The 12,860-nt window shown below is 38.3% G+C and carries 11 protein-coding genes; 5 read left to right on the top strand and 6 right to left on the bottom strand.

Annotated elements, in window-relative coordinates:
- Window positions 1-15 precede the first annotated feature (15 nt).
- From pheT to folC, 4 genes are all read left to right on the top strand, one after another.
- Complete coding sequence (gene pheT / locus EV694_RS00995) at window positions 16-2,403, top strand: phenylalanine--tRNA ligase subunit beta (RefSeq protein ID WP_132687985.1); 2,388 nt, start codon at window positions 16-18, stop codon at window positions 2,401-2,403.
- Window positions 2,404-2,406: 3 nt separating this feature from the next.
- Complete coding sequence (locus EV694_RS01000) at window positions 2,407-2,697, top strand: integration host factor subunit alpha (RefSeq protein ID WP_132687987.1); 291 nt, start codon at window positions 2,407-2,409, stop codon at window positions 2,695-2,697.
- A 159-nt stretch (window positions 2,698-2,856) separates the two neighbouring features.
- Window positions 2,857-3,375, top strand: coding sequence for an NlpC/P60 family protein (locus EV694_RS01005; protein WP_132687990.1), 519 nt, complete (start codon window positions 2,857-2,859; stop codon window positions 3,373-3,375).
- 14 nt (window positions 3,376-3,389) lie between these two features.
- On the top strand, window positions 3,390-4,697 hold the full coding sequence (folC, locus tag EV694_RS01010) for a bifunctional tetrahydrofolate synthase/dihydrofolate synthase (RefSeq protein ID WP_132687992.1): 1,308 nt from the start codon (window positions 3,390-3,392) through the stop codon (window positions 4,695-4,697).
- Window positions 4,698-4,827: 130 nt separating this feature from the next.
- On the opposite strand, the gene parC is transcribed toward folC, so the two are convergent.
- The 6 genes from parC to EV694_RS01040 all read right to left on the bottom strand — a co-directional run bounded on the left by parC (window position 4,828) and on the right by EV694_RS01040 (window position 11,878).
- The gene (parC, locus tag EV694_RS01015) at window positions 4,828-7,077 is read right to left on the bottom strand and encodes a DNA topoisomerase IV subunit A (RefSeq protein ID WP_132687994.1); all 2,250 of its coding nucleotides are present in this window, start codon (window positions 7,075-7,077) and stop codon (window positions 4,828-4,830) included.
- Window positions 7,078-7,134: 57 nt separating this feature from the next.
- Entirely contained in the window at window positions 7,135-9,021 is a 1,887-nt protein-coding gene (parE, locus tag EV694_RS01020) for a DNA topoisomerase IV subunit B (protein WP_132687997.1), read from the bottom strand.
- A 585-nt stretch (window positions 9,022-9,606) separates the two neighbouring features.
- Window positions 9,607-9,903, bottom strand: a complete 297-nt coding sequence (locus tag EV694_RS01025; protein WP_132687999.1) for a YciI family protein — start codon at window positions 9,901-9,903, stop codon at window positions 9,607-9,609.
- 177 nt (window positions 9,904-10,080) lie between these two features.
- Complete coding sequence (gene yciA, locus EV694_RS01030; RefSeq protein ID WP_132688001.1) at window positions 10,081-10,533, bottom strand: acyl-CoA thioester hydrolase YciA; 453 nt, start codon at window positions 10,531-10,533, stop codon at window positions 10,081-10,083.
- 8 nt (window positions 10,534-10,541) lie between these two features.
- A complete protein-coding gene (locus EV694_RS01035) occupies window positions 10,542-11,105 on the bottom strand; it encodes a septation protein A (protein WP_132688004.1) in 564 nt (187 codons plus the stop codon).
- Between the two features lie 8 nt (window positions 11,106-11,113).
- Window positions 11,114-11,878 carry a YciC family protein gene (locus EV694_RS01040; protein ID WP_132688007.1) on the bottom strand — a complete coding sequence of 255 codons (765 nt, stop codon included), beginning with the start codon at window positions 11,876-11,878 and terminating at the stop codon, window positions 11,114-11,116.
- Window positions 11,879-12,148: 270 nt separating this feature from the next.
- Between EV694_RS01040 and EV694_RS01045 the strand changes: the two genes are divergently transcribed.
- On the top strand, window positions 12,149-12,799 hold the full coding sequence (locus EV694_RS01045) for an OmpW/AlkL family protein (protein WP_132688010.1): 651 nt from the start codon (window positions 12,149-12,151) through the stop codon (window positions 12,797-12,799).
- The last annotated feature ends 61 nt before the right edge of the window (window positions 12,800-12,860 follow it).

Below are 12,860 nucleotides of genomic sequence, written 5' to 3' on the forward strand. Positions count from 1 at the left end.
TAGGTGGAGAGATAAATGAAATTCAGTGAGTTATGGGTTCGTGAGTGGGTTAATCCAGCAATGACCACCGAACAATTATGCGAACAAATTACTATGCTTGGCTTAGAAGTTGATGATGTTGCCAATGTGGCTGGCGAGTTTACAGGTGTAGTCGTTGGCGAGGTAGTCGCTTGTGAAAAACACCCTGATGCCGATAAATTACGGGTTACCAAAGTCAATGTGGGCAGTGAAAGATTATTAGATATTGTTTGTGGTGCCCCAAACTGTCGTCAAGGGCTTAAAGTGGCTTGTGCCGTTGATGGTGCAGTGCTGCCTGGCAATTTTAAGATCAAGAAAACCAAATTGCGTGGACAACCTTCCGAAGGTATGCTTTGTTCTTATAGTGAACTAGGTATCACAGAGGATCATGATGGCATTATTGAATTGCCAGTTGATGCCCCTATTGGTACGGATTTACGCCAATATTTACAGCTTGATGATAAGAGCATTGAAATTAGCTTGACGCCTAATCGTGCCGATTGTTTAAGTATTTCAGGTATCGCTCGTGAGCTTGGTGTCGCTAATAAACTTTCGCTAAATCCACCGCACTTTAATGCCTGTGAGCAGAGTTCGAGTGAAAAGGTACAAATTGAGGTACAAGCACCAGAGGCTTGCCCACGTTATTTATTGCGTGCCATTCAAGGCGTGAATGTTAAAGCTCATTCGCCTGTATGGTTAAAAGAAAAATTACGCCGTTGTGGTATTCGTTCCATTGATCCAATTGTGGATGTTACCAATTATGTGTTATTAGAGTTAGGTCAACCAATGCACGCCTTTGATGCCGCTAAAGTTGCCCAACCTGTGCAAGTGCGTTTAGCAAAAGAGGGCGAGTTATTAACCCTTTTAGACGGCAATCAAGTGAGCTTACAACCTAACACCTTAATTATTGCTGATCAGAAAGGTCCATTAGCAATGGCGGGGATCTTTGGTGGTAAAGAGAGTGGCGTGAATAGCGAAACTCAAGATATTTTATTAGAATCCGCTTTCTTTGCCCCATTAGCCATTACAGGACGAGCTCGTCAATATGGTTTGCATACAGATTCTTCACATCGTTTTGAACGTGGTGTTGATTTTACTTTACAACATCAAGCGATGGAGCGAGCAACAGCCTTGATTATTGAGATTTGTGGTGGGCAAGCAGGCGAAATTTGTGAAGTGGTTAATCAACAATATTTACCAACCTCTCATCAAGTGAGCTTACGCCGCAGTCAATTAGATAAGGTGTTAGGCCATCATATCGCTACTGAAACCGTAACCGATATTTTTGAACGTTTAGGCTTTAAGCCATCATACGCTGATGAATCTTGGACGATCACTTCGCCTTCATGGCGTTTTGATATTGCCATTGAAGAAGATTTGATTGAAGAAGTCGCTCGTATTTATGGCTATAACAATATTCCTAATCAAGCACCATTAGCCCATTTAACCATGGGGCAACATCGTGAATCTGATGTTGATATTGAACAAATCAAAACGGCTTTAGTGGCAAATGATTTCCACGAGGCCATTACTTATAGTTTCGTTAATCCAAAGGTTCAACGATTATTGCACCCAGAACAGCCTGCTTGGATCTTACCAAATCCTATTTCCTCAGAAATGTCAGCAATGCGTGTTTCATTATTAACGGGATTATTAGAGGCTGTGCTTTATAACCAAAATCGCCAGCAAAATCGTGTGCGTTTATTTGAAACAGGTTTACGCTTTATCCCAGATAGCCAAGCGGAATTTGGTATTCGCCAAGAGCTTGTGTTTTCGGCAATTATGACTGGCGCAAGATTAAATGAGCATTGGACAGGTAAATCAGAAAATTCCGATTTCTTTGATTTAAAAGGCTATTTAGAAAATATTTTGGCCTTAACCAGTGTGGCAAATAAAGTGAAATTTGTGGCAAAAACCTATCCGGCTTTCCACCCGGGACAATCTGCTGCCATTATGTTAGAGGGGCAAGAAATTGGTTTTATTGGGCAAATCCACCCAAGCATTACCCAAAAGTTGGGATTAAATGGCAAAGTCTTTGCCTGTGAAGTCATTGTAAGAGCCATTGCTCATCGTGATGTTGCTAATGCAAAAGAAATTTCACGTTTCCCATCAAATCGCCGAGATTTAGCGGTGGTTGTGCAACAAGATATTGCGGCATCTGATGTCCTCGAAGTTTGTCGTGAGGTGGCTGGAGAGAAATTGGCACAAATTAACTTATTTGATGTTTATCAAGGCACTGGGGTTGCAGAAGGGCATAAGAGCCTAGCAATAAGTTTAATTATTCAAGATAGTGAAAAAACTCTCGGTGACGAAGAAATTAATGCTGTCATTAGCCAAGTGGTTACCGAATTAAAACAACGTTTTAACGCCTATTTGAGGGATTAAGCCATGACATTAACAAAAGTAGAAATCGCTGAGAATTTAATGGAAAAATTTAATCTCAGCAAGCGTCAAGCAAAAGCACTTGTGGAAAGTTTTTTTGAGGAAATTCGTACCGCATTAGAATCTGGTATTGATGTTAAATTATCAGGATTTGGTAATTTTGAACTTAGGGATAAGGCTTCTCGCCCGGGGCGTAATCCTAAAACGGGAGAAAGTGTTGCGGTTTCTGCTCGCCGAGTGGTGGTATTTAAAGCGGGGCAAAAATTGCGTAGCCGAGTAGAAAAACAAAAAGGTTAATTTTCCTTTACTCAGCAAAAATATCCTCGTTTTATAGTCGTTTTGATTTGAAATAAAACAAGATGGTACGCCGAAGACAGTACAAATAGTGCAGAGAGGCGTACCAATATTGTCTTATTTTAAAGTAAAACGCCTCTCTATTTTATGACGGAGAATTCTATGCAATACCTTAGGCAAGGACGAAATTATTTAAAATTATTGTCTTTTTTGACCGCTCTTTCTACCTTAGTGGCTTGTTCATCGTCAAATCATGAAGATTATTCGGAGAATAATCCTATGAGTTATCAGGGATCATTAAATGATCCCATTATGACCATTGCATTACTTAGTGAACAACAACGGGAGTGGGCTGGCACAAGATATCGCCTTGGTGGCAATAGCCGTCAAGGTATTGACTGTTCTGGTTTTGTCCAAGTTACCTTTCAACATCGTTTTGGTATTCAATTACCACGAATGACCACAGAACAGGTTAAACAAGGCAGAGCAGTGGCTAAACACGAAATACAAACAGGCGATCTGGTCTTTTTTAAAACAGGACGAGGGCCAAACGGCTATCATGTGGGGATTTATGTGAAAGAGGATAAATTTTTACACGCCTCAACCAAAGGTGGCGTGATTTATTCTTCCCTTAATAGCCCTTATTGGCGTAAGGCTTATTGGCAAGCAAGACGCATTTAACCATTAGGAAAATTATGCAATATTCACAATTAAACGCAAATTCGCCACTCAATGAGTGGCTTTGTTATTTAGAACAACAACATTATAAGCCTATTGATCTCGGCTTAGATCGTGTAGCCTCTGTAGCAAAACAATTAGATTTATTAAAACCAGCGCCATTCGTGATTACCGTTGGCGGTACCAATGGCAAAGGTACAACTTGTCGTTTACTGGAAAAATTGTTATCAGATATTGGTTTAAAAGTGGGTGTTTATTCATCGCCACATTTGATACGTTATAATGAACGAGTACGCATTGAGCAACAAGAATTATCGGATCAACAACATAGCCAATCCTTTGCTTTTATTGAACAAAACCGAAATCAATCGCTAACCTATTTTGAGTTTTCTACCTTATCCGCTCTGCATTTGTTTAAGCAAGCTAAACTTGATGTTGTGATTTTAGAAGTGGGATTAGGCGGACGTTTAGATGCAACCAATATCGTTGATGCGGATATTGCAGTTATCACATCCATCGATATTGATCATACGGATTTTTTAGGGGCAGAAAGAGAACAAATCGGTTTTGAAAAAGCGGGGATTTTTCGTGCTAACAAACCTGTGGTCATTGGTGAAAAAGATATTCCGCAGTCAATGTTAAACTATGCCCAGCAATTAGGTTGTAAGCTTGCTTGTCGTGATCAACAATGGCATTTTCAACAACAAGGCAATACTTGGTATTGGCAAAATCAGCATACTCGCTTAGCACATTTACCATTATGCCAAATTCCTTTAGCTAATGCCGCCACCGCATTAGCGGTATTAAGTTATCTGCCTTATGTTATTCCAGACAACGTCATTTATCAGGCATTACAAAATGTCCAATTAACAGGGCGTTTTCAATATTTAACGGCTAAACAGCAACAACGATTAGCACAAAAATTTGCTCAACAAGATTTACCACAAATAATTTTAGATGTCGCACATAATCCCCACGCAGCTCGTTACTTGGCAGAAAAATTACAAGCAATAAAGACACAACACAGGAACAGCAAAATTGTCGCCATTTGTGGTATTTTGCAAGATAAAGACAGCCAAGGTATTTTTAAACCCTTATTACCAGTGCTCGATCAATGGTATTGCTTGAGTTTGCAAGGGACAAGAGGGCAGTCAGCCCAACAGTTACAGAAAAACTTACAATCTCTCGCTAAGGTTGATAGCTATTGTGTGGAAACTATGACACAAGCACTAGCAATGGCGTTAAAAAATAGCCAAGCTCAGGATTATCTTATTATCTTTGGCTCTTTTTATACGGTGGCGGAGTTATTGGGGTTGTTTGAGTAGGTAATATCTTGCCTTTGCCAGAGCTTATCCTTTTATCAAAGAAGTAGCTTATTTTCTTTTTTTGTACAAAAAGAATGAGATAATTATTTAGTAAAAATCCCAACTGATCCTTGGGATTTTTTATTACCTATTATTCTGCCTCAACAACTTCAATAGTCGCAGAACTATGTAAGCCTCTTGGTAGTTGTCCGCCTTTTCGTCCTCGTTCTGTGCGGAATTTTTGCCAGTCTTCAGGTTTTAAGGTGATTTTGCGTTTACCTGAATAGAAAACGAGTTGAGCTTGTTCTGAAATTAGCAATAATTTCACCAATAATTCTGTGCGTTGTTGAGCTGATTTCGCTGGGATATTGATAATTTTATTGCCTTTTCCTTTGCTTAACTCAGGCAGATCCTGTATAGGGAAGATTAACATTCTTCCTGCCGAAGTTAAGGCGACTAATAATGAATGATATTGTTCAATTTTTAATGGTGGCAATAATTTTGCATTATCAGGTAAATTAATAACCGCTTTACCCGCTTTATTACGAGTAATGAGATCTTGTTGTTTACAAATAAAGCCGTAGCCTGCATCAGATGCCATTAATAATGGTTGTTGTTCATTTTCCATAATGACCTGTTCGATACAAGCCCCGGTCGGTAAGGTTAATCTTCCTGTTAGCGGTTCGCCTTGTGAGCGAGCGGAAGGTAAACTTAAGGGTTCTAAAGCATAGCTGCGACCTGTGCTATCCATAAAAATCACAGGTTGGTTACTTTTCCCATAAGCATGGGCAAGGTATTTATCGCCCGCTTTATAGTTTAAGCCTTGCACATCAATATCATGCCCTTTGGCGCAGCGTACCCAACCCATTTCGGATAAGATAACGGTAACAGGTTCCGCTGGCGTCATATCACTTTCGGCAATGGCTTTCGCCTCCGCACGTTCAATTAATGGCGAACGGCGTGGGCTGGCGTAAGTTTTAGCATCTTGTTGAATTTCTTGTTTAATCAGTTGATTAAGGCGTTGTTGCGAGGATAAAATTTTTTCTAAATTTGACCGCTCTTTGGCTAAATTATCTTGTTCTGCTTGTAATTCTTGTTCTTCCAATTTGGCTAAATGGCGTAAACGTAGGTTTAAAATCGCTTCGGCTTGCTGTTCGGAAAGGTTAAACCTTGTCATTAAGACGGATTTTGGTTCATCTTCATAACGGATAATTTGGATCACTTCATCAATATTTAGAAAGGCGATCATTAAACCTTGCAAAATATGCAATCGGCCTAGCACTTTTTCTAAGCGATATTGTAAGCGTCTCGTTACCGTTGTGCGGCGAAAATCTAGCCATTCATTGAGAATTTGTACTAAATTTTTTACCGCAGGTTTGTTATCTAGACCGATCATATTCATATTGACACGGTAGCTTTTTTCTAAATCCGTAGAGGCAAATAAATGGCTCATTAAAGCCTCAATATCTACTCGATTAGAACGTGGTACGATGACTAAACGCACAGGGTTTTCGTGATCTGATTCATCACGAATATCTTCTACCATTGGCAATTTTTTATTGGTTATCATTTCGCCAATTTGTGCCATAACTTTTGCAGGCGAGGCTTGATGAGGTAAGGCGGTGATAATAATTTCGCCTTCTTCTTTTTTCCACACCGCACGCATTTTAATGGAGCCACGACCTTGTTCATAAATTTTGCGAATATCGTTTTTGTTAGAAATAATTTCCGCTTCAGTCGGGTAATCAGGGCCTTGCACAAGGGTTAAGAGATCCTCGAGGGTCGCTTGAGGATTGTCCAATAACATGATGGTGGCTTGAGCAATTTCGTTCAGATTATGGGGAGGAATATCCGTTGCCATACCCACTGCAATACCTGTTGTGCCATTTAATAAAATATGGGGTAGGCGAGCAGGTAAATATTGTGGTTCGGCTAATGTACCGTCAAAGTTGGCTTGATAATCTACTGTACCTTGTCCAAGTTCAGCTAAGAGGATTTCTGCAATTTTGGCTAAGCGAGATTCCGTATAACGCATTGCCGCAAAGGATTTAGGATCATCAGGCGCCCCCCAGTTGCCTTGTCCATCAATTAATGGATAGCGATAGGAAAAGGGTTGTGCCATTAATACCATGGCTTCATAGCAAGCACTATCGCCATGGGGGTGGAATTTACCTAACACATCACCAACGGTACGAGCAGATTTTTTATATTTCGCTGTGGCATTAAGCCCTAATTCAGACATGGCATAAACAATACGTCGTTGAACAGGTTTTAGCCCATCGCCGATAAAGGGCAAGGCACGATCCATAATGACGTACATAGAATAGTTTAGATAAGCACTCTCGGTAAATGTGCGCAATGGCATTTGCTCAATGCCGTCATAGTTTATCTGGGTTGTCATAATTAATTTTATCTTTAACTTGTTTATTCAATGATTATTAATGCCAAAAGTGTTCAGTTATAAGGTTAAATCTAATTGATCACCTTTGTCTTGCAACCAGGTTTTACGATCTTCTGCTCGTTTTTTGGCTAATAGCATATCCATTAACTCAAGGGTTTCTTGATCTTGCTCGTAGGTGAGCTGGACTAATCGGCGTGTATTTGGATCCATGGTGGTTTCCCGTAATTGTAACGGATTCATTTCCCCTAAGCCTTTAAAACGTTGTACATTAGGCTTACCTTTTTTCCTTGCTAAGCGAGCTAAAATCGCCTCTTTCTCACTTTCATCAAGGGCATAAAAAACCTCTTTGCCTAAGTCAATGCGATAGAGCGGTGGCATTGCCACAAAAACGTGCCCTTGCTGGACTAATTTAGGGAAATGGCGTAAAAATAAAGCACAAAGCAAGGTGGCAATATGTAAACCGTCAGAATCCGCATCAGCCAAAATACAGATCTTACCATAGCGTAACTGCGAAAGATCATCGCTATCGGGATCAATGCCTAAGGCAATGGCAATATTATGGACTTCTTCCGAACCTAAAACCTGTTCAGAAGACACTTCCCAAGTGTTTAAAATTTTACCTCTTAAGGGGAGTATTGCTTGATATTCACGATCTCTGGCTTGTTTCGCTGAGCCACCAGCAGAATCCCCTTCCACTAAAAATAATTCGGTTCGTTCAATATCTTGTTGGCTACAATCAGCCAGTTTCCCCGGTAAAGCTGGGCCACTCACAAGTTTTTTTCGCACCACTTTTTTCGCTGCACGCAAACGGCGTTGAGCCGAATTAATCGCCAATTCTGCCAGTTGCTCAGCGATGTGAACATGTTGATTAAGCCATAAACTAAAGGCATCTTTTACCACAGCATTGACAAAAACAGCCGCTTGGCGAGAAGATAAACGCTCCTTTGTTTGCCCTGCGAATTGAGGTTCTTGCATTTTTATTGAAAGGATATAAGCGCAACGATCCCAAATATCATCAGCCGTGAGTTTCACCCCACGAGGCAACAAATTGCGTAATTCACAAAATTCACGAATGGCATCTAATAACCCTTGGCGTAAACCATTCACATGGGTACCGCCTAATGGAGTCGGAATAAGATTGACATAGCTTTCTCCAATCAGCTCGCCGCCCTCAGGTAACCACAATAATGCCCAATCTACGGCTTCTTTCTCGCCAGTGTAACTCCCTATAAAAGGTGTTTCAGGTAATGTGGTGAAACCATTTATTGCCTCGCTGAGATAATCGCTTAAGCCATCTTGGTAAAGCCATTGTTCTTCATTATGGTTAATTTTATCAATAAATTTAATGTGTAAACCTGGACAAAGTACGGCTTTAGCTCGCAATAAATGACGTAAACGGCTTACGGAAAATTTAGCAGAATCAAAATAATGAGGATTAGGTTTAAAATGCACAGTGGTGCCTGTGGTACGCCGTCCACAAGCGCCAATGATTTCAAGCTCTTTGGTTTTTACGCCGTTAGCAAACTCAATATGATAAATTTGCCCATCACGTTTAATGGTAACCCGAACAAACTCAGATAAGGCATTGACCACAGAAATCCCAACACCATGCAATCCGCCAGAGAATTGATAATTTTTATTAGAAAATTTTCCTCCAGCGTGTAATTTGCATAAAATCAGTTCAACGCCAGAAACCCCCTCAACAGGATGAATATCCACGGGCATTCCCCGTCCATTATCAATTACTTCAAGGGATTGATCACTATGCAAGATTACCTCAATTTTATTAGCATAGCCCGCTAATGCCTCGTCCACGCTATTATCAATGACTTCTTGTCCAAGGTGATTAGGACGAGTGGTATCGGTGTACATACCCGGGCGTAATTGAACGGGTTCAAGATCTTTTAGAACACGAATATCTTGTGCTTGATAGTTACTTGTCATTATGTGTAAATTATTTTATTGCCAAAAAATTGGAGCGATTTTAACAAAAAATTGGTTGAGAGTGAACTTGTGTCAGTGATTTTGGTTGGGAGATGAGTAGGTGATGTTATTTGGTACAAAGTGCGGTTGGTTTTGAGATTTTTTGCTGTTATTTCTCCGTCTTCGTTAATGGTTTTCGCCGTTGGCGACTTACTTTCTTTGCTCGTGTAAAGAAAGTAGGCAAAGAAATATTCCCCTAGAAAAAGCTCTTATCTGATTTGACCTCAAAAATTTAGACTTATTTTATCAACGGCTGAATAATTATACGCCACAGGGCTTATTCATTTTATATAAAGGATTAATAGGGCGTTATACGAGAATTAAATATTGAAAAAACAATAAATTGGTTAGAAAGCTTATTTAGTGAACTTAAGTAGTAATTAATCACAATGGATTAAATGCAATTTGTAAGGGGTTGTTTTTAAATGATTTTTTAATAAAAATAACTTTTAATAATTTGATGGTATTATTAGCCAGTATTTTGCCCGTTACACCAAAAAATATTAAGTTATCGCCACCAAATATCTGGTGGCGATATTTTGTAGATTAAAAAACCTTTTTGAAAGGTTTGACAATAACTTGTTCATAAACGCCAGCACTTACATAGGGATCACTTTCGGCCCATTGTTGTGCTTGATCGAGGTTGTCAAATTGTGCGATAACGGTGGATCCTGTGAAACCTGCTTCGCCGGGGTTTTCATCGTCAATCGCAGGTAAGGGGCCTGCGGTTAATAAGCGACCTTGTTGTTGTAATTGTTCTAAACGTGCGAGATGTTGAGGGCGAACGGCTAAACGTTGTGTTAAGCTATTTGCTTTATCTTGGGCAAAAATAATGTAGTACATAATGTTTCCTTTTGTTAAGTTGTGTTTTTTATATAGTCGTCCCACTTTAAAATAATACAGCGTTGGTACGTCTTGCCGTACTACTTGTACTGTTTTCGACGTACCGCCTTGTCTTATTTTAAATTGAAACGACTATAGTCGTTGTTCCACTTTAAAATAATTTAATAGAAAACGTCATTATAATAGGGCTAAAGCCTGTTCTAACTCTTTATTATTTTCTCTCGGTACTGCTCTAGAGCGACCTTGTTCATCAATAGCGACAAAGGTAAATACAGCGTCAGTAACACAATAGCGTTCATTAAAAGGCTCAGAAGAGACTTTTTTAACCCAAACTTCTACTTTAATTTTTATTGAGGAGCGTCCTACTGCAAGGCATTTTCCATAACAACATACTACATCACCGACGGTAACAGGTTTTATAAAATTCATACTTTCAACAGAAACAGTAACAACGCGACCATGAGCAATTTCTTTAGCAAGAATCGCACCGCCCATATCCATTTGAGACATAATCCAGCCACCAAAAATATCACCATTCGCGTTAGTATCCGAAGGCATAGCAAGGGTACGCAATAATAGGCTACCCTGTGGGGTACGGGGTTGATGATTTTGTTTATCTATCTGGCTCATAAATATTCCTATTTAGATTGTTCTTTATTGGTATTGTTGTGTTGATCTTTGGGTAAATAACGGTAGATGTAAATCCCTGTAAGAAAGGTGGCAATCAGGGTTAAACCAAGAATACCGAAAGTTTTAAAATCAACCCAGAGATCATCGGATAGGGCTTGGCTTATATAAATATTTAATAGCATACAAAAGAGAAAAAAGCCTGCCCAAGCAAGATTTAGACGATTCCATATTGACTGTGGGAGTTGAATTTCTTTCGCCAAGAGCTGTTGAATTAAAGGCTTTTTAAATAAGAATTGGCTAATGATTAATGCCAGTGCAAAAATGGCGTAAACAACAGTTACTTTCCATTTTAAGAATTCAAGATCATTAAAATAAGCGGTCAATAAGCCAAAAAAGACGACTGCAATAGCCATAATTTTTTGTTGTTTTTCAATATGTTGGTATTTTATTTTTAGAATAATCATTTGTATGATTGTGGCAATCACAAGGGTTATCGCCGCTTGTTGTACGCCAACAAGTTTATAAACGGCAAAAAATAAAATTAAAGGGATAAATTCAAGTAATTGTTTCATAGTTTATCCTAACGTTGATGAATAAAAAGATGATAAAAACGATAGCTAAATACCAAGGAAAAAACAGTAATGATACTGTGTAACGCAGTGGTAATGATTTGAATAAATAGATTTTGATTTAATCCTGCTAGTTGATTAGCGATTAATGAAAAAAGTACATACACAATTAGACAATAAATAGCCAAGGTGCCTAAACGTTTATTGGTTTGTTGCCAGCAATATTGGATTGCAGAAAAAAATGATTTATTTTCAAAGAGATAAATTAACGGCGATAGGCATAAACGGAGGAATATATAGATTCCTAATAAGGTAAGCACTAAACCCAATAAAGAGCCTAATAATAGATTAATCGCCCCATAAAGTAAGGGAAAGATGACTAAAACACTTAAAATTAACACCGCAAGAAAATATTTTATGCTGAGAGTAAAGGTTTGAGCGAAAGAAAACTGATTATGCTGGCTAATTTGATGAATAGCAATTAATGCCCAAGTAGAGAGTAGGCTATTGATAATTTGGCTGATTAAGGAAATCAACATAATATTTGAATTTGTCATTAATGAAGCCGTTTGATTGATACTTGCAGGTAGCTCCGAGGAAAGGGAGACATTTTGATTTTGGAGTTGTTGCATAATAGCTGGCAACATTGTGTCGAGTAATGCTTGGGTAGTAAAGGTTAATAAAAAGAAAAATATAGCAAAACTCATAGCAAATACACGTTGATTGCGTATGAAATTCCAACTATCTTGAAAAATATGGGTAAAATTAATTTGCATTTTCCTATTCTCAATACAATGAAAGTAAATGGGGCATTATAGCCTTAAATCTGATAAAAATCAGCGTTTGATTAAGATCAAATTTGTAATTTTATTGGATTTTGTTTTTATGATGCTAGGGCAAGAAAAATAATTTAAGTAAATTTCATAAATTTGACTTATATCACATTTTTAATAACTCAAATGGGGTATATTAGCTCCGCAATTAACCATAGAGTTTGTATGGTTAAATTTCATTGTCTTAAATAAAAATAAGTGAGGATTATCATTATGAAAAAATCAATATTAGCCTTAGGAATTGCAGCATCATTATTTACAGGCATTGCCAATGCTCACGAAGCAGGAAGTGTGCATGTTCGTTTAGGTGGTGTTTTTGTTGATGCTAACTCAACTTCTGAAACCAAAACACCTTATGCTGATATTAATCTTAATGTGAATAATAATGCACAAGTGGGCTTAACGGCGACTTATATGTTTACAGATAACATTGGTTTGGAGCTATTAGGTGCAACACCTTTTACTCATAAAGTGAGCGCTGGCGTTGTAGGTCTAGGTAATCTAGGTGAAGTAGTAAAGGTGAAACAACTTCCTCCTAGCCTATATTTACAATATTATTTCTTAGATAAAGATGCGGGTAGCCGTCCTTATATTGGCGCAGGTTTAAACTATACCCGTTTCTTTAATGCTAAATCTACTAATTCACTTATCACTAATGTTTCTGTGGATAAACATTCCTTTGCACCTGTTATTAATGCAGGGATTGATATTAAATTAACGGACAATATCTATTTAAATACCGCTCTTTGGTACACAAGAATTAAAACTACTGCAAAATTTAATACAGCACCAAATGTTCGGCATGAAGTTGAAATTAAATTAGATCCTGTTGTTTACTTTGCAGGTTTAACTTATAGTTTCTAATTTTTATCAATTATATTAATCCCTTATGATATTTTTCATAAGGGATTTTATTTTTTATGCC

This window comes from Volucribacter psittacicida, assembly GCF_004339025.1.
Lineage (GTDB): Bacteria > Pseudomonadota > Gammaproteobacteria > Enterobacterales > Pasteurellaceae > Volucribacter > Volucribacter psittacicida.